We start from the raw sequence: 21,888 nt of genomic DNA, 5'->3' as shown, positions 1-21,888 counted from the left end.
CCACCAAGGAAATCCTCTGACCGAGATGTTGATGTATAACGATCAACGTGCTTCCATGGCGAGTGAAAAAATAGCGGAAAAAGCACCTATCAATTCAGCAGCAAGTGGTCCCAGCAGCGGTTTGGCAAAATTGCTGTATTTTCAATTAACCCTGGCGTTACCTGAAAAATATTATCTGTTGCACCAGGCCGATTGGCTGGCTATTCAGCTCGGCGCGACACCCGGTATAACGGATTACAATAATGCCTTGAAGTCTGGTTTTGATGTAGTGGAAAATCACTGGCCCAGCTGGCTGGAATTAATAACGCCAATGAGCGTTTTACCAAACGTTGTTGCACCAGGTACGGTGATTGGCAAACTCTCAGAAGCCGTTATGCTAAAACTTGGGATAAACCAGTCAGCACCGCCCCTGATTAAAGCCGGAACCACTGATAGCCTGGCTGCATTTATCGCTACTGGGGCTCGCCGGGTTGGAGAAGGCGTAACATCCCTGGGTTCAACGCTGGTCTTGAAACTTATCTGTAAAAATCCGGTATTTGATGCTGAAACAGGTATTTACAGCCACAAATTAGGAAATCGCTGGTTATGTGGTGGCGCGTCTAACAGCGGTGGAGCAGTATTGAGACATTTCTTTACTGACGAGCAATTAATCACGTTAAGCCAGAAAATTGATTTAAACCAGTCTGCACCGGACTATTATCCATTGCTAACGCCGGGAGAGCGTTTTCCAGTTGCTGATCCAAACTATCCAGCAAAATTGTTACCCCGACCAGCGGAAGATCATCTATTTCTGCATGGGTTGCTGGCTGGCATTGCCAGCATAGAAAAAACAGGTTACCAATATCTGCAACAATTAAGTGCTACACCGTTAACGTCGATTCGAAGTGTTGGCGGTGGCGCTAACAATCCTGTCTGGACGAAGCTGCGTGAGTCTTTATTGCAGGTTCCATTTGAAACAGTGGAACATACTGAAGCAGCATATGGCAGTGCATTGCTTGCAAGAGATGGTCTTACATTATTCCAATAAGGTATTGAAAAAATGGGCGATTTTATCCATGGTTCGCGCTATTTATTAAGCGGTTTCAAACTTATCAATCAACCCGGCGTACGTCGCTTTGCCTATATTCCAATTCTGATAAATACCTTGTTGTTTGCTGGAGCGATCTGGCTAGGTATTAACCAGTTTGATTATTGGATGACACAATTGACACCAACCTGGTTACCGGAATGGTTATCCAATGCATTGATGTGGATTCTTTGGCCGTTGTTTGCGGTACTGATTGTATTAATTGTGTTTTTCACTTTTTCCATTCTCGCCAATATCGTTGCTGCACCATTTAATGGACTGTTGGCAGAAGCTGTGGAAAAACGTTTATCCAATCAGGCTCCACCTGAACAAACTGTCTGGCAATTAATTGCTGACACACCAAGAATGATTTTTAATGAATTACGCAAATTGGCCTATTTACTGAAATGGATGATTCCACTGTTTATTCTGTCGTGGATACCCGGACTGAATCTCATTGCTCCATTGTTATGGTTATTTTTTTCCAGCTGGACTCTGGCACTTGATTATCATGACTATCCAATGGGAAATCATTTAATGGGATTTAAGCAGCAACGAGAACTGCTCAGAACCAAGCGATCGTTGGCGTTAGGCTTTGGCATGACAACTTTGGGGGCAACAATGATCCCGGTAATAAATTTTCTGATTATTCCAGTCGCAGTGGCTGGTGCAACGGCCTTATATGTTGGGAAATTACAAAAGAACAATAAAATTGATCTTAACAATAGCTTTCCAACTAAATAAGCTTAAAAAAAAACGCCTGAAGTCATTCTTCAGGCGTTTTTTTTCAACAATTATTCAGTCTTAAATCAGACTTACTTTTTTCGCTTATTTAAAAGTCGATAATTACACCAGCATAAACCGTACGATCAATATTCGGGCGTGCACCAAAAGGTTGGCGAGCCACAATTTCTTGACGGTCAAAGACATTTTCAACTTTCAAAAATACTTCTGGCCCATCCACGAATTGATAACGACTGATCAAATCCATCGTGAATAAACCGTCTGTGCGATCAAAACGACTGTCTGATTTATTACAGCCGACATCCACACAAGTTTCATCTATGTATTTAGCCACTGCGTAATTATTCCAGCCACTGCTATGTTCTAAACCAACTCTCGCACTGAACATATTTTCAGGAATATTTTGCAGTTCTAATCCACTATCAAGTTGATCACCAGATGTGGTTTCGCCGTCAGTATAGGTGTAGGTAATATCCACGGGGATCATAAAGTTACCAGCCGCAAATAATTTACCTGCTTGAAACTCAAGACCTTTAACCTCTGCTCCACCAAGGCTAAATGAACCAGAAACAGCATCATTACTGCATTTGGAAGCGATCGAACACTGCTCGACAAAGTTACTAAAGTCAGAGTAGAAAGCGATTGCCTCACTGTAGAATGTGCCTTGATTAAAACGCACACCGAATTCATAGTTATCGCTCAAACCCGGATCAGTACCATCTTCAGCTCCGGCACTAATCGGAACCATACCTTCATGGTAACCCGCTAATACTTGCCAGTTTTCCGTCAAATCATATGTTGCTGAAATACCCGGTAAAAATTCCTGATAATCATTTTCAACTTTGCTGTTAGTCGTTACGGTTGATCGGCTTGGGTCTGTATATCGCCGAGCTTTGCTTTCAACATCTTCCATACGCAGAGACAAGTTCACTAATAACTTGTCGGTAACCTGGAAATTATCGGTGATCCACATGCTTAGTGCTTGCGCTTCCTCTAAACGATTATCGCCGCCACTCACAGTATCTGCATCGCTACTTTGAAAAACCAGTTGTCCATTAATCTGATCATAGGTATCGACTGGTTGGAAACGATCCGTTTCATCGAAGTGCTGACGAACACCAAAATTCAGATCGTGTGCACCAACCAGCCAGTTGAAATTCAGCTGTGCGCCATAAGAATCATACTCACGATTATTATTCTTGTACTGAAGACCAGCAACATCTTGTGAACCATCAAGTATTGCCTGGGCGTTAGCGTCTCCAGCATTAGCTTGATCAATTAATTTGATGTTGTTGTTATATTTAAACCAGTTACGCTTGAATTCATTATGGTACAGGGTCACTGTTGAATTAAACGTGTCGCTCCATTTGAAATTATGGGTAAGGTTCAGGCCAGTATGGTCGTTATCCATATTGTCTATTTCTGTCAGTCCGTAACGACGGTTTTCATCATTTCGGAAATCATCATCAGTTAAACCTGCATAGGTTTCATTAGAATCTTCGAAGGAACGTTGGAATTTAAATAAAACTTTATTGCGTTCATCTTCCCATGACAATTTGCCGACATAATCCTGAATTTCAAACCCACTGTCCTGTCCACTACGGTCAATATCTTTGAAACCTTCATTATTACGTTGAACAGTCTCCAATAAATAACCAAAGCCACCTTCTTTACCACCGTAATAGGCATGGGTATCAAACGAACCTTCATCACTAAGCATAAACATGGCACGGCCACGATTACTCTCCGGGATCGGCGTAGAAACCAGGTTAACGACACCACCAATAGTTTGAGGTCCATAACGTAATAATGGTGCGCCTTTTAACACTTCAATCGAATGCAAACGCATGGCTGTTGGAAAATAGTAGGCTGCTGGATTGGAATAAGGAGCTGGAGCGATCAACACACCATCTTCCATCAGCGTGATATTTTGGCTGCGTTCTGGTGCTGCAGCGCGAATACCAATATTGGGACGCAAACCTAAACCATCTTCTTCCAATATATAAATACCAGGAACAGTTTTCAGAACCTGATGAATATCTGTGGTGGCCTCAGTTGTAAGCTGATCATTATCAATATAATAAGCCGATCCCGGTAACTCACGAGCAGCTTGTTCACTACCAATAACAGTTACGGAATCTAATGATTTGACATCTTCCTCTGCTGCTACCTGTGAACCATATAGTGTTCCAAGTGCCAATGTCACCACTGAAACGATAGGTTTGAACTTGAAATTTCGCGGCTTGCGAATACCATTTGCCATATTATTTACCTTCAAAATTGCCATACGTAAAGAAATGTAAAGGCGAATGGTAATGGTTCTTATTAACCAGTCAAGAATTTTTCACATCTAAACCAGGAATTTTCGGAACAATCAGTGAGAAGATGTAATAACAAATATTACAAAGCTATGAAAAATAGGTATTTAACAACAATTATGAATATTGTTGCTATTTAACAACAAGCTCATCAAGCAGGTTCTCAATATCATAATCACAGGAACCACATCCTGAAATTGCGCCAGTTTTTCGTGAGATAGTATCGGTATCGACGATACCCTGCTCGAAAAGACTGATGATCTTCCCACGAGTGGTTCCACTGCAATCACAGATCACTTCATCAGCTCTATCTGGGGCGTTATTGTTGTTACTCATGCAAGTTAGCTACCTGACAATAATAATTTTCAGAACAATTTTTCAGTTTGGTTTAGCATATTAGATAGGCTTAACTCAAGTTATGGTGCCTGTTTACTAGATCTGAAATATTGAATTAACCAGATCTAAACCATATACGACCGAGCCTTCCCGAATTCTATCCCGTTTCATTTATCCCGCAATAAGGATTTAGCCCAATGTTGAGTTATTTATCTCTTCATCAAAAAACTGACTCTTCACTCTACACAAAGACCCTTTCCGGGCTTATTACGGCTTTTTTTCTCATTCTGTTTATCCAAACAGCGCAGGCAGAAACATCTGTTGAAAATGGCGATGCAGGAACAGAATTTTCACGTAACACAGTGGTTGAGATAGCCCGCCAACTTGCCGAAAAGCCCTTTAAAGCTCCGCCAAACGCGCCCGACGAATTAGCAAAACTTGATTATTCAACTTATCGACAAATAAATTTTCAGGAAAATGCAGCGATCTGGGGCAAGACCCCAACCAAATTTTCGGTTCAATTATTCGCACCTGGCTTTTTGTATAAAGATTTGATTGATATTGATGTAGTCGAAAGTGGCAAGGCTTTTCCACTCGAATTATCTGAAACATCCTTCAAGGTTCCGAATGAGGCAATTGGTAAAAAACTTGTAGAAGTTGGTAAATATGCAGGTTTACGGCTGCACTATCCAATAAACAATGACGACTATCAGGATGAGTTTATTGTATTTCAGGGAGCCAGTTATTTTCGGGTAGTTTCCAAAGGACAGCTCTATGGTATTTCTGCTCGCGGTCTGGCCATTGACGTCGCACAACCCAAAGGTGAAGAGTTTCCTCTTTTCAAACGTTTCTGGATTGAAAGGCCCTCTTCAAGTCAGAATGCCATTGTGGTGCATGCCTTACTCGATAGTAAAAGTGTTACCGGTGCCTATCGTTTCGGGATTCATCCAGGATCGCCCAGTAAAATTGATGTCGATGCCATCCTCTTCCCACGTGTTGATATTAAGCATGTCGGGCTAGCACCACTAACTTCCATGTTTATGCATGGCGGAATGGATCGCGCTGATCAATTAGATTTTCGACCTGCTGTACATGACTCTGAAGGTTTGCAAATGCGTAATGGCAAGGGTGAGCGTTTATGGCGTCCATTGAACAACCCGCAAACACTCCAAATCAGTGCGTTTATAGATGAGAACCCCAAAGGATTTGGTTTGATTCAACGCCACCGTGAGTTTGATTATTATCAGGATCTGGAAGCTAATTACCACAGACGTCCTTCTGCCTGGGTCAAACCTATAGGTGACTGGGGAAAAGGTCAGGTAGAACTTGTTGAAATTCCATCAGCTTCTGAGGAAAACGATAACGTTGTGGCGTATTGGAGACCAGCCGATGGCTTGAAAAAAGGTGAAGCGTTTGAATATGCCTATACCTTAACCTCGCCTGATGATGTTCCAGAAGACACTAATAAACCGCGCATTGTGAACAGTAGCAGTGGTCTCAAGCTCTTTGATGATAGTAAAGAAATAGTGATTGATTACAGCAATATCGATAGTCAGGATATTGAACAGATTGATGTTGTTGCCAGTATTAGCAATGGCAAAATTCTTGAAAGCCGGATTCAGGAAAACCCGCATATCAAGGGTGCAAGGGTATTTATTACTTTCGATCCTGAAGATGCCGATGTAGCGGAATTTCGGGTACAGTTAAATAAAGATGATAAATATGCTGCACCCACATGGCTTTACAGATGGTTGAGCAGGGATTGGAATAATTCTTTATGAGTGTTGATTTACGGATCGATAATACCGAAAAAGGCATGCAATATGAACGTGCCCTGCCTGCCGAATCGCCCCTGGAAATGCCCCGACATGGAGTCTACGAACAAGGACTTTCCATGCGTCATAGCCAGCGCACCTTCTTCTATATTTTGCGAACGCTTATATCGCGGTTATTCGTACTCGGTGTAATGCTTGGATTGTCCTATTACGGTATTACGGAGATTTACGGGGTATTAAGCACTACTAACGTTGTCACCAACCTGCAGTGGTTATTTTTAATTCTTTTCAGTATCAACTTTCTCTGGGTTTCGTTTGCATTTGCTCAGGCACTGCTGGGCTTTTTATTGCATCTAAAGCCTCGACTTATTAAACAGTCCGAGCAGGAACCTGACTATACAACGGCCATTCTGCTGCCCATATACAACGAAGACCCCATCCGTATCAAGGCGGCGCTCAAAGTAATGCGTGAGGATTTATTAGTCAAGGCGCCAGGAAAATATGCGTTTTTTATTCTCAGTGATACCAATAAGGCAGATGCATGGATTGCAGAAGAACAGGCTTTTTTGGATTTGATTAACAAAGACGAATCAGGCTGTCCGGTTTACTACCGTCGCCGTCAACAGAATACTGAACGTAAAGCTGGCAATATAGGTGATTGGGTACAACGCTGGGGCGGTGCCTATGAAGCCATGATCGTACTGGATGCTGATAGTGTGATGAGTGCCGAGTGCATGCTCACCCTATCCCGTCGAATGGCTGCCTCGCCTGGGGTCGGATTAATCCAGACCTTACCAACGATAGTCCGGGCCAATACGCTTTATGGACGCTTACAACAATTTGCCAACCATTGTTTCGGCCCTATTTATGCCGAAGGTTTATCTGCCTGGCATGGCCTGTCATCCAACTTTTGGGGCCACAATGCGATTATCCGAACCCGTGCGTTTGCCGAATCATCGCATCTGCCAATTTTGCCCGGTAAACCTCCGTTTGGTGGCCATGTATTAAGTCATGATTTTATTGAAGCAGCGCTGCTGCGTCGTGCAGGCTGGGGGGTCCGATTTGATACCGATATTCAGTCGACCTATGAAGAGTCTCCTCCTTCGCTGATTGACGTAATGATCCGGGATCGTCGCTGGTGTCAGGGTAACCTGCAACATACCCCTTTTATGTTTGCCCAGGGTTTTGTGTTACCCACTCGTTTACATATATTTTCCGGATTGATGTCATATCTTAGTGCTGTTTTCTGGCTGTCTTTAATTGTGGTCGGTTTGGCCATTGCCGTACAGGCAAGATATGTGCGTCCGGAATATTTCGCCAATCCTTCACTGTTCCCTACCTGGCCAGTATTTGATTCTGAGCGAGCCTTAACGCTTTTTATCGTATCTATGGCCATTGTTATTGCACCTAAGGTGTTTGGCTGGTTTGCGGCGCTGATAAATATTCCACGTTGCATGAAATTCGGCGGCCCTATTCTGCTAACAGTAAGTGTCGTTGTGGAAATGCTTATGTCGGCGCTGTATGCACCGATATTAATGGTGCATCAGTTTGGTGTGGTGGTGGGAATTTTCCGTGGCAAGGACAGTGGCTGGATGCCTCAGTCACGTGATGATGGCGCGTTAAGTTGGGCTGCTGTAGCACGAGCGCATGCTGGACATACATTATTCGGCATCATTCTCGCCATTATTGCTTTGTTACTTAGTATAGAACTGTTTTACTGGCTACTGCCGATCACAGGTGGGTTGATGTTGTCGATCCCTTTGTCATGGCTGAGTGGTGGAACCCGACGCAGCAAACTGCTTAAATGGCTTGGCATACTGCGGGCTCCAGAAGAAAAAAATCCCGCTCCCATTCTGGTGGATTTGGAGCATCAGCTTTCAGCCCTTTCTCCACAGCCCAAACAGCATGCCTTTATTCGGTTGCTAAACAATCCACAACTTTGCAACTGGCATATCGCTCAATTGCCTGACAATGCAAATCAAAAACCTGTATTTCATCCACCCAGAATATTAGCGGAATGGAAAGTACGACATGCCGACAATATGCAACAACTTGAGTCATGGCTTGAACCGCAGGAAGAGCTGGCATTTTTAAGTCAAAGAGATTGTCTGCAACAATTAAAAAGTCTGGAAAACAACTTAACCAAACAAGCGGTATAAATTTAAGAAAAACTTGCTCAGCCAGCTAATTTTGCTGGCTGGAAAAGCACAGCTATAGATTGCTAAACTTGAATCTTAGCCAGGGTTGAACAAACTTTTATCACCTCGATATGATTTTACAGACAGCAAAAATACTGGCTGTCATTCCCACTCTTCTGAAACGAGAAAATCAAAGGAGAAATTCGATGATGCGCGTGAAAGATGTGATGACAAAACAACCTTTTTACCTTGATGCAGATGTCAGCATTCAGGAAGTTTCCCAAACTATGCGAGATAAGAATCTAGGCTTTGTACCACTCAGTAAAAACAACCGAGTGATTGGCGTGATCACTGACCGGGATATTGCACTCAGAGTAGTTGCAGATTCGAAAGACCCGCATCAGAAAGCACGAAACATTGCGACCGAACGGGTTTTATATACTTATGAAGACAAACCTATTGATGAAGTTGTAAACAATATGGCTGATCAACAGGTGCAACGCCTGTTAGTGCTTAACAACCCGAACAACGAAGAGTTGGTGGGTGTTATCACGCTGGGTGACATTGCTGATAAATGCAATGACGAAGCGATGGCAAAAAAAGTGATTAATGCGGCACGGCATTATCACTAACTTTCACCGCAGCTGATAAACCAGGTTCGACTCAGATTTAACTGGGTCGAACCTTTTTCTGCACTATCAGATAAAGATGTAATTCAGGATATTGATCGTTTTCCAGATGCCGGCATACTGCCCCTGTTTTATCAATTAATTTGAGTGTCATTTCAGACGTCAGCTATCTGATCATAACTTTTAGCAACTTGTAGTGGTTTCATCAGGGTTACATCGCTCTATAATTTAGTCAAAGCGGCATGAATCCGTTCAACAGCCTGCATTAAACGCGTTTCATTGGTGGTATAAGCAAATCGCACATGCTGATCGGCCAGATGCTGCCCAAAATCATTTCCCGGGGTAATAGCAACTCCGGCTTCCTGTAAAAGATAACGGGATAAATCCATACTGTTGTTAATGGTGTCGGTTAGGAATTTGCTGCAGTCAGCATATAAATAAAACGCACCCTGAGGTTTCACCGGAATGGAAAATCCAATTTCCTGCAGCGCGGGTAACAGAACATCCCGACGTTTCTCAAACACCTCTCTGCGTTGTTCAAGTATATCCAGACTTTCTCGATCAAATGCCACCAGAGCAGCATGCTGAGCATTGGTCGGCGCAGCTAAAAACAGATTCTGAGCCAGACGATCCATCACGGGTTCAAGACTTTCAGGTACAACTACCCAGCCTAATCGCCAACCGGTCATACCAAAGAATTTGGAAAAGCTGTTAATCACTATCGCTTCGTCGTCTACTTCCAGAATGGAGGGTAAATGAACACCATCGTAATTTAACCCATGGTAAATCTCATCGACAACTAACAGACCTTGTTTAGCCTTAACAGCCTCTGAGAGGGCTTTTAAGCCGTCTTTATCAATAATGGTTCCGGTAGGGTTAGAAGGAGTGGCAACCAGGGCCATTTGGGTATCCTGATTCCAGTATTTTTCGATATGTTCTGGAGATAATTGGTAGGCCGTATCGGCACCCACTGGAACGGAAACTGCTGAGGCTTCCACGAAACGGGCAAAATGACGATTACAGGGATATCCCGGATCGGTCATCAATAAATGCTTGCCAGCCTCTAACAATGCCCCCATCACTAAAAGCAATGCCCCTGAGGCGCCAGGTGTAACCACAATCCGCCGGGGTGAGATATCCAGCCCGTATTGCTGCTGATACCATCCGGCAATTTTCTCCCGTAACGCCATTAACCCCAATGAGGGGGTATAAAAGGTATCGCCTTTATTTAATGAAGCAATTGCAGCATTAATAATCGGTTGAGGCGTCAGAAAATCCGGCTCACCAATTTCCAGATGGATAATATCCCTGCCCTGCGCCTGCAATATCTTCCCTTGCGATAATATATCCATCACGTGAAACGGTTTAATTTCCTGAGCGCGCTGTGTAACGTTAATTGGCTTGGGCATGTAAATCCTGAAGAGATTGAGCTGTTATATAGCTTGTATTAATCGGCGAACCATCGATGACTTGGCATGGGGCATCCGGTTCGCCCAGTTGGTCTACAACACAAATTGCCTGCGTGAAGTCATCATCAACAGTATAGGCATTCAGGGTTACCAATGTAGTTATTCCTGCACCAGTTGATGCCAGCAAGCCATTGGCGGAATCCTCAATGGCAAGACAGTCTCCTGCATCCAGTTGCAATTGTTGTAAGCAGTAGTGATAAATATCCGGAGCAGGTTTTTTGGCAGGCACGACATCACCCGCTGCAATACAATCAAACCAACTGAGGGCAGCCTCGCCCAACGTGGCGTTGATTAATGCTGTGACATTTTCTGCAGTAGTGGTTGTGGCGATCGCCAGGCGAATTTCTTGCTCCCTTAATTCGCCAATTAATCTTTTGATACCAGGGCGTAACTCGATCGTCTTTGCTTCCATTATCTGAGCATAATGTCGTGTTTTATCAGCATGCAGGCTGGCAATTATTTCACTATGATCACCAGCAAAACCACATTGTAAATGGAAGTTTTCCAGGTAATATTGAATACGCTCTTTGCCACCGGTTACAGCTAATAATTGTCCGTAAAGCTGTTCATCCCAATGCCAGTCCAGGCCCGCTTCGGCAAATGCGCGATTGAACGCCTGACGGTGCCCATCCCGCTCGGTTTCAGCGAGGGTTCCATCCACGTCGAATATAACGGCTTTTAAATGATTCATTAGTCTCTTTAGTCTTGAAAATGGGGTAAAATAATCTAATTATTTTGCACATGCCGGAAGCATCTGGTATAGATGCGCCCTTGATTTTTAGAAAGTATGAGGTTTGCCAACATGGACCCGACACAAAATGATGTCAAATTCACTCCGTATCAACCGGGTGATGATGAAGAATATATGAGCAAGGATATGGTAAAACATTTTCGGGGTATTCTCGAAAAATGGCGCTCACAACTGATGGAAGAAGTTGATCGTACTGTTCACCATATGCAGGATGAAGCAGCAAACTTCCCTGACCCTAATGATCGTGCCACTCAGGAAGAAGAATTCACACTTGAACTGCGTACCAGAGATCGTGAACGTAAACTGATCAAAAAGATTGAAGAATCATTGATCGACCTTGAGAAAGGTGATTACGGCTTCTGTGAATCATGTGGCGTAGATATCGGCATTCGTCGTTTGGAAGCTCGTCCAACAGCGACACTTTGTATTGATTGCAAAACACTGGATGAAATCCGCGAAAAGAACCGTGCCTGATTTTATCTGAAGACTCACCTCATACGTGACGAAAAGGTAGGTCCTGAAAGCCCTGTGATGGTCATCATCACAGGGCTTTTTTTAGCGTTCGTAGATATACAGTAGATCCACGCCACTCTGTGTGCCGGACTCGGCTTGCAAGGTCCAGATTTTACTTAATGTATAACGTAATTGAACGGTGCTAACCGGCTCAAAAATACCAATGCCATAGCCTAAATAAAGTTTAGGCGACAGATATTTGCCGATTTGCACGGCGGCGTTATCCGGACTTTCTCCAGTGAACTCAACAGTATCCAGCCCAAATGTGCTGGCAATTTTTTCACTGACCGCATTGCCATTGGCAATCCCCAGATTAGTGGCCGCTGAGGCCAGCATCGCTGCATCAGCAGCACTAGCCTGCCCTAATGGTCGTCCCAGCACAATATACGACAGTACATCTTCCTGGCTCATAGTTGGGTTTGAAAATAATGTGGCTTGTGGATTATTCGCTGGCCCGGTGATATGAATCCCAGCTTCATAATCTGTGCCTGTGCGAACGGCTTTAATATCCAGATCAGGATTATCAATGGCCGTTCCAGCAAACCGTACCTTGCCGTTATTGATTTTTAATTCGCGACCATAGGCAGCATAAGTACCATCATGGACAGCAATTTCGCCATCGCCTAATAACAGCTCTCCGGCTTCGCCATAAATGCGTAAATCACCTGCGAGACGACCATTAAAACCCAGGGCACGAATCAAGACGTTTTCACCCAGTTCAACCGTTACATCAACATCAGTTGCTAAACGCATTTTCTCGTCTGTCGTATCCTGCCCAACCACGACAACATCCGGGCTGGCTGAAACAGTGGTATTAAAATCCATGGGTGCAAGATCAGCAGTAGGTATTGTTACTTTACCGCCGATTTTGGCTGTTTCAGGAGTAATTCTCAGCGTTAAATCCGGGGAGGCAATCACATAGGCCTCAGGCAAGTTCATTAATTCTAACTTGTCCCCCTTAATCGTCGCATCCAGCAACCAATCAGAATCGGTCATTGTGAAGTCACCGGCCACTTCCAACTGACCTTCTGCTGACTGAGCCTGTAATAATATTTTCAAGCCGGATAAGGGATCACCATTGATGTCGGCATTAATTTCGGTCAGGGTAATCCCCATATCGACCAGAAATATCTGGCCATCACGCAAACTGATAGCAGTCGTTAATTCAGGCTGATTGAAAGTGCCCTCCATATCAACATTAAGTTCCAGTTTGCCTGCAAGTTCATCAAAGGCCAGCGTTTCCAGATTTAATGAGGCAAGGTCTTCGATAGAGTTCTGCAATTGCAAAGTGACTGGCGTATCCATGGGTGCCGCCATTACCGTTTTGATTGGTGCGGTTTGCAATCTGGCTTCAATAGGCTCTACCCCAGCAATGTCCGGCTCAATAGTGATGGCAACCATACTTTCTTCTGCTGTCAGCTGATAGCGAAGATCAACCGCATTAAATGCAATCGGTTGCTGCTGGCTTATCCCTTCAGACTGCAGTTTTAAGATGCCATCATGCAGCGATAAATTACCCGTCCCGGTAATATCTCCCTCGGTTTGCATTGCTAATTGGACTTTACCGGAAATTTCACCTGATAATGTAGCGTAGTCCTCTATCAAAGGCTTGAAAGTCGCCACCGACAATTGATTTATTTCAATTAATGTTTGTGCACCTTCTGCGGTATTTTCACCCTGTAAACAAAGCTGTGCCTGCTCAGAAGATTGCCAGCAGTGTTGGGAAATAATCTGTTTATCGGCTGATAATTGAATCGCACCCGGCTCACGTAACTGCCAGTTGCCAGCTATATCATTGGTAACGGTCATTGACTGCAACTGTCCAGACCATTGGTCATCTTCATCCAGGCTGCCTTGCAACAGACTGGATAATGTCCCGATTTCAGATTGTATCTCCAGCGCCAATTGATGCTGGTCACGCTTGCCATTCAGGCTCAAATCAATGGAGTCGATATTCTGCTGTGCAATCGTAATTGCGGTGGATTGAATGTTCAGTTTACTTTGCTGATTATCCGTCAGATCCACCTGGGCATCTGCTGAAATCGACCCTACAGTCAGCTCATCTGCCCAACGGATAGCTGAACCTTCCAGATTGGCATTTAATTTTAATTTGGCCAGCTCACCGTAAAGTTGCCCTTCTCCACTCAGAGTGCCAAATAATTCGGGATGAAAATCCTGCAGATTCGGGGATGACAAACTCCAACTCAGGTCCAGTTGTTTTTCTACTTTGCCGTTTAATGACAATTGCGAATCCCCGAGATTTAACTGCAGATTTTCGATATCAATATCGGTATTTACCGCTTGCAGGTTACTGTCCAGTGAGAAATTACGATCACGTAACACACCATTTAAATGTAATTCCTGCACACTGGCATGAAACTCGTTTTCACCTTTATCCTGAAACGTTACCTGCGCCTGACCACTAATCAGCCCGGGCCACTCTGCAACTAAGGCAGCAGGATCGATCTGTCTCAATGTCAGTTTGCCATCAACTGCAAGCTTTTCTTTCCAATTAATGCGACCACTGAATCCTGCCCCGCCATCAGCTATTTTGGTATCGACCCGTACATCGGTTATGCCTGCTTCCGGACTATTCGCCACCAAATTAAGAATGAGGGGAATCTCATTCACAATGAAATCTGAATCGACTATTAAATTGAAAAGCTGTTTCTCTCCATCCAGCTTAAATTGCCCGGTATAACTTTCTACCGGCACGCCGGTTAAACTGGCAGGAAGCTGCAGATTTTTCCATTCGCCATCCAGTTGATAGGTTAACTTCGGCTGCCAGCTCACATCGCCACTGACGTCTAGTTGACCTAACGCTGACTTGATTTCAAGAGAATTAATCGAGGCCTTTTGCATATCCCCACGCAGGTAAGAAGTTATATTCCATTCCTGCTCAATGGCCTGCAAAGAACTGCTGAGAATCAAACGATAGTCCTGCAAAGTGCCATCAACGGAAAATTCACCTGAAGCCTGACCAACCAGCAGTTCAGCATCTGTCTGCCAGGGCCATTGTAATTCTGACCAGCTACCATCAATGGAAAAAACACTTTCCGTGGGATCTTCTGTAATGAAGATGTTTCCATGCAATTCGGCAAAACTGTTCTGACTGATGGCGCTCATTAAATCCACTCGCCAACTTTGTAAATCATTGGAATTGACACTTAAACTGGCTGCAACCGGTGGATTTAATGTCTCAGATTCCTGCAACTGAAAGTCGAGTTCTGCCTTGGCACTATCTAATGTACCTTGGGCATTCAGATTTAATGCTGTCAGATCACCAATTTCATTCTTCAGGATCCGTGATAATGGCAGCGTTCCACTCTCAGCCGTAAATCGCCAATCCAAATCATCAAGAATATTACGCACCATCAAGGTTTGCTCGGAAGCGAAAGGTTCGCCTAGCTGCTGGCGTAACGTCATTTGCTGCAAATCACCGGTAATCGTCCCGGTAGCAGAAATAAGCCCCAATTCTGGATCATTAAGACGGGCGCCATAGTTCAAATTGGTAGCATGTGGCGAGCTCAGGTTGACGTCGCCAAGCAGTGTAAAAGCCAGAACATCCCGATTCAGTCGCAATGAAGAAATGATTAGCCGATCGTAGTTCACCCGTAATGACGTATCAAAACGATCGAACAATGGTGTTATATCACCTTGAGGACTGACCATTTCTGCATGCGTTATTCGCAAAGAACGCAAATGAATTGCCAATGGAAGGCTGATATCCGGCACAGTAAAGTCTTCATCCACGGTAACGTCTTTATCCAGCCCATCTTTCTGCTTAATTTGCAGCTGGTCGATATGCAACTGATTAATAATCAAACGGGTGGAAAGTAGCGACCATAACTGCCAGCGTGCATCAATACTTTTTATATAAAATGCATCGCCCTCTTCAGGTTCATACGAAACACCTTGCAGATAAATGCCGTCATAAAGTCGGCCACTTGCTTCATCAATTGACAGTGCTGGAAGAGATTGCTGAGTAAAATTGAGTGCGGTGTTAAAACCTGACTTTGTCATCAATAACCAATACATTGCTGCTGGAACAACCAGTAACAATACAATTGCGATTATCCATAATGCGCGTTTTATCACAAATCAGGCCCTATCACGATATGCAAACCGAAAGGCTTGTCTTCATCTGAAATTCCATTGGCTATATCAACCCGAATCAAGCCAACCGGTGAACGCCAGCGAATGCCCACCCCCACACTATACTCTATTGGGTCAGACCAACTATTGAATGCGTTACCAAAATCAGTAAATATTGCCGCACCCCAGTTTTTAACAAACATATGTTCATATTCGACACTCCCTACCGCCAGATAACGGCCCCCAATGACTTCCTCCAGATCATTCTCCGGTCCCAATGATTCATAATCAAAACCACGAATACTGTTATCACCACCGGCAAAGAAACGCAGAGAGCTGGGTAATTTTGAAAAGTCACTGACTTCTGTTGCACCAACTGTCGCGCGAGTGATAATTCGGTTTGACTCACCAAAACCCTGGATATATTTACCACGGATGACTATCTGACTAAAACTGATGTCAGATAAAATACCTTCAGCCGCACCACTTAGTTCCAAACTGACCCGTCCACCCTGTCGGGTATAAAGTGTGTTATCTGCCCAGGTTCTTGCATACGCAATACCGGGAATCAGTAATGATGTGGAAGCAGATTCGTCAGACACATCAAAACTTTCATTTAAAAACTTGATGCTACCTGTTTCTTCCCAGCCCCAACGCATTCGGTTGTAATAACTCCCAACAGCAACTGAGCGACTTTCACTGGTATCGGTATCTTCTTGTTTATATGCCGTATTAAAACCTACCGTATCAATATTTTCACTCCAGAATGGCATCTTGTAATCCGCACCGACCTGAGTGGCAATCTGCGATAGACGACTTTCAACCGAGAGTCTGTGTCCACGATCATTCACGTACCGGTTCTGCCAGCCCAGACTCATTCTGGCGCCTGTATCTGTACCATATCCGATACCTGCACTATAGCGATGCTTGAGATTTTCATTCAGCGAAACGTCTATCGGCACTTCTGCATTTTCCCGAGCTGATGTCATCGCCTGAGCTGAGACAGTGGCGAAGTAACCGCTGTTTTGTAAATTATTTCGAAGTGTGAGTAATTTATTGGCATCGAAAGGTTCACCGGGGTCAATGGGTGACATAGCCTCAAGTAGATCTGCATTGACAACGGTATCGGGAAATTCAATGTCACCGAATCGATAGCGTTGCTTTGAGTCATATTTCAGACAAATATCGGCGGATTCGGCTTCTATATCGACACGGACTTCGCTACAGGTAAACGCACCGTCAAAGTAACCATGCTCAGCTGCAAGTCTCAAAAAAGCTTTTTTGGTATTTTCATAACTTTGATGATCAAAATGGTCCCCAACCTTCAGCGGCAGTTTGTTGAGCATTTTGGTAAATGCTGGATCATTCTTGGCATCTCCCTCCACAGCGGCATCAATTTGGTGAATGATAATTGGCTGACCCAGGTCAATTTTATATTTGGCTAACCAATTATTTTCATCAGTTTCAGTTAACTCGGCTGTAATTTCGGGTGAATAATAACCATAAACGGTAAGCATGTGCTTCAATTCATCAACAGCCTGTTCATGTAAGCGTTGAACACTGCGGGAATCCAATCTTGGGCTGTTTTTTTGCCGATAAATACTTAAACCATTTATCAAGGTTTCACTCCAGTCCTTTTCTATACCCTCAAGCTCGATCTCGATATTTTTTTCGGTGTCAGCCCAAACCATAAAGGATTGAAATAAACACACAAAAAACACAAGGATGATTCTGCTATAGAAAAGTTTCGGGCATAACGGCATAGAGTCTCTGTCATGATTTACGAAGAGTGTAGAAATGAATGCATCTAATTACTGACATTTATTATGACACTTTCAACGCGACAGCGTTCTTAACTCAGGTTATTAGGACTTGCTGATCTTTTATCTCTGCCTCAGTTGTGAGCTGAATAAGCGTCAATCAAGGCACGAGGAGCGCCTTTTGTGAAATACATCCATGTAAGGGGCTGGGACTATTTTTGCCCCCGCAGAGGTGGATATGAAAGATCAACAATCCCTAATCAGTTGGGTCTGGCAGATTTTCTTTTCGAAAAGCACTCGGCGAACAACCAAAAAAATGACTGAAGCGTCGACTGAAGTGACTCAGATCATTAAAACCGTAGTTATAACAAGCCTCAGTGATACTTTGACCACCTCGTATCGCATCAGCGGCTGATTTCAATCGTACCTGCTGATGAAACTCACCTGGCGTACATCCCAGTTGTTTCTTGAACTCTACATACAAACGACTTCGACTCATGCAGGCCTGACGGCAGAGTTGATCAATATCAAGTGGCTGAGTGAGGTTTTGTTCAAGGGTATGCAGTACAGCCGTGATCCCGCTGGTATCGGGAGCTTGTTTACAATAACTCAGTAATACTTCACGTCCCTGCTCGCGAAGCAATCTGATCACCAGCTCTGAAACACCAAGATCAACCATCATTTCTTTATCCGGATCATTTCGGATATAAAAAGACACCATTTTTTCCAGTAAATGCTGCGTATCCTGGGTGTGATGTTTATGAATGATACGTGGTTGATATTCCCAGTTATATTCCGGCACATCCGTTTTGACTAAATCACGCATTCGGCTGGAAATCGCTTCAATGCGTTCACGGGAAATCTCGATAGTAAGACAAGTGGTCGGTTGCTGCTCATTGGCATCAGGAAAATCAATCTCAACATGCTCACCAGGCGGCATAACGTAAGATTCGTGGGGAACAAACAATTCACCTGAAGCATTGTAGTGATCATGCATGACTTTACGACCACTCACCATCCCGCAATACAATAAGTGATCAGCATTAAGCGCTACGCCCGTTGAGCTCCGATAAGTATCGTAAATGCTCAGCTCGGTCTCCGGTCCGTTAAACGTTACTTTATTTTCTATAAGCAACTGACGATTTTCGTGCCGACCACTTGTTGGGAATGTATTCAGGCTCATAGTTTGACCTTCATGAATAATGTTGGATTGTGTGTCTGATGTTTAGGATTAGTCAAGTGATTGGAAAGTATAGCGATGAAATTGATGCCGAACTCTTTTGGGAATTTTTCATAAATAAAAATAGCAAGCTTATTGAACATTGTGGTAATTTTTTTGTCACTTGTGGACTGACAGTCAAGTAATTGGGAATATGAGTCAAGTAGTTTATCCACTACAGGTCTTATGCTGAACATTTGCAAATATCAAAACAACAAGAGAGAGAGAATTATGATTTACGCAAAACCAGGTACACCAGAGTCGGTGATTTCATTTAAATCACGCTATGAAAATTTTATCGGCGGCGAATGGGTAGCCCCTGTTAAAGGCGAATACTTTAATAATATTACTCCCGTCACCGGCGAAGTTATTTGTGAAATACCTCGCTCGGGTGAAGCAGACATTGAATTAGCGCTAGATGCGGCCCATAAAGCACGCGAAGCGTGGGGTAAAACCTCAGTTCAAGATCGCAGCAATATCCTGTTGAAAATTGCTGATCGTATTGAAGCAAACCTTGAAAAACTGGCTGTGGCCGAAACCTGGGATAACGGTAAAGCGGTTCGTGAAACCCTGAATGCCGATATTCCTTTAGCGGCTGACCACTTCCGCTATTTTGCTGGTTGTCTGCGTGCTCAGGAAGGCACCATGGGTGAGATTGATGAAAACACAGTGGCCTATCATTTCCATGAACCTCTCGGTGTTGTCGGTCAAATTATTCCGTGGAACTTCCCACTGTTAATGGCAGCTTGGAAACTGGCTCCAGCACTGGCAGCCGGTAACTGCGTAGTCATGAAACCCGCGGAACAAACACCTGTCTCTATTTTGATTCTTGCAGAATTAATCGCCGATTTACTGCCAGCCGGAACGTTAAATATCGTCAATGGGTTTGGTCGTGAAGCAGGTCAGGCACTCGGTACCAGCAAACGTATCGCCAAAATCGCATTCACAGGTTCAACGCCAGTTGGCTCATTGATCATGAAATACGCTGCTGAAAACATTATTCCTTCAACAGTTGAACTGGGTGGTAAATCACCAAACGTTTTCTTTGAAGACATCATGCAGCAAGAGCAGGATTACATTAATAAATGCGCTGAAGGTCTGGTGCTGGCGTTCTTCAACCAGGGTGAAGTCTGTACCTGCCCTTCCCGTGCGGTTATTCAGGAAAGCATCTACGACGAATTCATTGCTGTGGTCATGGAACGCGCCAAAATGATCAAACGTGGTAATCCACTGGATACTGAAACTCAGGTAGGCGCCCAGGCATCGCAGGAACAGTTCGATAAAATCCTCAGCTATGTTGAAATTGGTAAACAGGAAGGTGCTCAATTATTAATGGGTGGTGGTATCGCCCAACTTGGTGATGAATTCAATAAAGGTTTCTATATCGAACCAACGTTGATGAAAGGCACTAACAAAATGCGTATTTTCCAGGAAGAAATCTTTGGCCCTGTGGTCTCAGTGACCACCTTTAAAGATGAAGCTGAAGCACTGGAAATTGCCAACGACACCGAATTTGGTCTGGGTGCTGGTTTATGGACCCGTGATATGAACCTGGCTTACCGTATGGGACGTGCCATTCAGGCCGGTCGTGTATGGACCAACTGCTACCATCATTATCCAGCTCATGCTGCGTTTGGTGGTTACAAGAAATCAGGTGTGGGTCGCGAAACTCATAAAATTGCTCTGGAACATTACCAACAAACTAAAAACCTGTTGGTCAGTTACAGCACTAGCCCTCTCGGTTTCTTCTAAAGCTCACCAGTAATCAAACTAACTCTCCCCTAAGCAGTGCTTTCGGGAGAGTTTTTTATTGGATGTTCACTACATTTAACGTTGACAGCGTACTATACTCAAAAAGAGAGAATAATAAGGTAAGGTATTTATGGCTCAGAATAATATTGAATCAACTCTTCATGAAAACCGGCACTTTCCACCGTGCGAAAGTTTTTACAAAGACTCCGCTTTAAACCCTAAAAAGCTTGATGCGCTTTATGCCAAAGCAGCTGAGGATCATGAGTCTTTCTGGGGTGATTTGGCGAAACAGGAACTCGACTGGATCAAACCCTTTACTAAAACGCTGGATGACAGCAACGCTCCTTTTTATAAATGGTTTGCCGATGGTCAATTGAATGTTTCCTATAACTGTCTTGATAGACAGCTAAAAGATAACGCTGAAAAAACCGCCATCATCTTTGAAGGTGAACCCGGTGATGTACAACACATCACTTATCGCATGCTGCATGAGAAAGTCTGCGTATTTGCCAACGCGCTGAAAAAACAAGGCATTAAAAAAGGCGATCGGGTCATTATTTATATGCCGATGATCACTGAAGCAGTTGTCGCCATGCAGGCTTGTGCCCGAATTGGCGCCATTCATTCAGTGGTATTTGGTGGTTTCTCCGCTGAAGCATTAAAAGACCGTATTGAAGATACCCAGGCAAAACTGGTGATTACCGCTGACGGCGGGCATCGCGGTGGCAAAATCATCCCGCTGAAAAACACAGCAGATCAGGCATTAAGCAAAGGCTGCGAAAGTGTTGAAACAGTCATTGTTTTTCAACGTTGCAAGAATGATATCTCGATGCAGGAGGGTCGTGATATCTGGTGGCATGATGCTGAACAGGATCAAACAGCAGAATGTGAACCCGAACCGATGAATGCCGCGGATCCATTATTTTTACTTTATACCTCAGGCTCAACCGGTAAACCAAAAGGGATTCAACACTCGTCAGCTGGTTACTTGCTGAATGCCATTACCACCATGCGTTGGGTGTTTGATATTCAGGAAAAAGACGTCTTCTGGTGTACTGCAGATGTTGGCTGGATCACCGGCCATACCTATGTTGCTTACGGACCGCTGGCCGTGGGTGCCACAATGATCATTTATGAGGGTGTACCTACCGTTCCGGATGCTGGACGTTTCTGGGATGTTTGCGCCCGTCACCATGTCACTATTTTCTATACTGCCCCAACAGCGATTCGCGCTTTGATGAAAGCGGGTGATGAAATTCCACAGCGTTATGATCTTTCCCATTTACGGTTATTAGGTACCGTTGGCGAACCGATCAATCCGGA

General features: G+C 44.1%; 15 protein-coding genes. 8 read left to right on the top strand and 7 right to left on the bottom strand.

Annotated features, from left to right (window positions below):
* The coding region (locus tag B3182_RS05440) for an FGGY-family carbohydrate kinase (RefSeq protein ID WP_292751879.1) at positions 1–1,027 on the top strand (1,027 nt) is incomplete at its 5' end.
* Positions 1,028–1,039: 12 nt separating this feature from the next.
* Complete coding sequence (gene cysZ / locus B3182_RS05435; protein ID WP_292356865.1) at positions 1,040–1,810, top strand: sulfate transporter CysZ; 771 nt, start codon at positions 1,040–1,042, stop codon at positions 1,808–1,810.
* Positions 1,811–1,898: 88 nt separating this feature from the next.
* Here cysZ and B3182_RS05430 read toward each other — a convergent pair whose 3' ends face one another.
* Together B3182_RS05430 and B3182_RS05425 are read right to left on the bottom strand one after the other, a co-directional pair.
* On the bottom strand, positions 1,899–4,073 hold the full coding sequence (locus B3182_RS05430) for a TonB-dependent receptor family protein (protein WP_292356866.1): 2,175 nt from the start codon (positions 4,071–4,073) through the stop codon (positions 1,899–1,901).
* Between the two features lie 187 nt (positions 4,074–4,260).
* Entirely contained in the window at positions 4,261–4,464 is a 204-nt protein-coding gene (locus B3182_RS05425; RefSeq protein ID WP_292356867.1) for a (2Fe-2S)-binding protein, read from the bottom strand.
* A 197-nt stretch (positions 4,465–4,661) separates the two neighbouring features.
* On the opposite strand from B3182_RS05425, the gene B3182_RS05420 reads away from it, so the two are divergent.
* From B3182_RS05420 to B3182_RS05410, 3 genes are all read left to right on the top strand, one after another.
* On the top strand, positions 4,662–6,245 hold the full coding sequence (locus B3182_RS05420; RefSeq protein ID WP_292356869.1) for a glucan biosynthesis protein G: 1,584 nt from the start codon (positions 4,662–4,664) through the stop codon (positions 6,243–6,245).
* On the top strand, positions 6,242–8,398 hold the full coding sequence (gene mdoH, locus B3182_RS05415) for a glucans biosynthesis glucosyltransferase MdoH (RefSeq protein WP_292356871.1): 2,157 nt from the start codon (positions 6,242–6,244) through the stop codon (positions 8,396–8,398). Before B3182_RS05420 ends, mdoH begins: the two co-directional genes overlap by 4 nt.
* 185 nt (positions 8,399–8,583) lie before the next feature.
* A complete protein-coding gene (locus B3182_RS05410; protein ID WP_292356873.1) occupies positions 8,584–9,009 on the top strand; it encodes a CBS domain-containing protein in 426 nt (141 codons plus the stop codon).
* A 218-nt stretch (positions 9,010–9,227) separates the two neighbouring features.
* On the opposite strand, the gene B3182_RS05405 is transcribed toward B3182_RS05410, so the two are convergent.
* Together B3182_RS05405 and B3182_RS05400 are read right to left on the bottom strand one after the other, a co-directional pair.
* A complete protein-coding gene (locus B3182_RS05405) occupies positions 9,228–10,415 on the bottom strand; it encodes a pyridoxal phosphate-dependent aminotransferase (RefSeq protein WP_292356875.1) in 1,188 nt (395 codons plus the stop codon).
* Positions 10,399–11,166 carry an HAD family hydrolase gene (locus tag B3182_RS05400; RefSeq protein ID WP_292356877.1) on the bottom strand — a complete coding sequence of 256 codons (768 nt, stop codon included), beginning with the start codon at positions 11,164–11,166 and terminating at the stop codon, positions 10,399–10,401. Before B3182_RS05400 ends, B3182_RS05405 begins: the two co-directional genes overlap by 17 nt.
* A 111-nt stretch (positions 11,167–11,277) precedes the next feature.
* Between B3182_RS05400 and dksA the strand changes: the two genes are divergently transcribed.
* Positions 11,278–11,700, top strand: coding sequence for an RNA polymerase-binding protein DksA (dksA, locus tag B3182_RS05395; protein WP_292356879.1), 423 nt, complete (start codon positions 11,278–11,280; stop codon positions 11,698–11,700).
* Positions 11,701–11,781: 81 nt separating this feature from the next.
* Here dksA and B3182_RS05390 read toward each other — a convergent pair whose 3' ends face one another.
* The 3 genes from B3182_RS05390 to B3182_RS05380 all read right to left on the bottom strand — a co-directional run bounded on the left by B3182_RS05390 (position 11,782) and on the right by B3182_RS05380 (position 18,777).
* Positions 11,782–15,837: a translocation/assembly module TamB domain-containing protein gene (locus tag B3182_RS05390; protein ID WP_292356882.1), complete on the bottom strand. Its 4,056-nt coding sequence runs from the start codon at positions 15,835–15,837 to the stop codon at positions 11,782–11,784.
* Entirely contained in the window at positions 15,834–17,546 is a 1,713-nt protein-coding gene (locus B3182_RS05385) for an autotransporter assembly complex family protein (protein ID WP_349677049.1), read from the bottom strand. The genes B3182_RS05390 and B3182_RS05385 overlap by 4 nt, the downstream gene beginning before the upstream one ends.
* A 304-nt stretch (positions 17,547–17,850) precedes the next feature.
* Positions 17,851–18,777 (bottom strand): AraC family transcriptional regulator, encoded by a 927-nt coding sequence (locus B3182_RS05380; RefSeq protein WP_292356886.1) that lies wholly within the window; start codon positions 18,775–18,777, stop codon positions 17,851–17,853.
* 267 nt (positions 18,778–19,044) lie between these two features.
* Here B3182_RS05380 and B3182_RS05375 point away from each other — a divergent pair, with 267 nt between their 5' ends.
* A complete protein-coding gene (locus B3182_RS05375) occupies positions 19,045–20,565 on the top strand; it encodes an aldehyde dehydrogenase family protein (RefSeq protein ID WP_292356888.1) in 1,521 nt (506 codons plus the stop codon).
* 130 nt (positions 20,566–20,695) lie between these two features.
* On the top strand, positions 20,696–21,888 hold a 1,193-nt coding region (locus B3182_RS05370; protein ID WP_292751876.1), incomplete at its 3' end, for an AMP-binding protein.

Origin of the sequence: Methylophaga sp. UBA4204, assembly GCF_002379485.1 — a bacterium.
Classification (GTDB): domain Bacteria; phylum Pseudomonadota; class Gammaproteobacteria; order Nitrosococcales; family Methylophagaceae; genus Methylophaga.
Note: the sequence above shows the minus strand (reverse complement) of the source record. Positions and strands in the feature narration are given on the sequence as shown.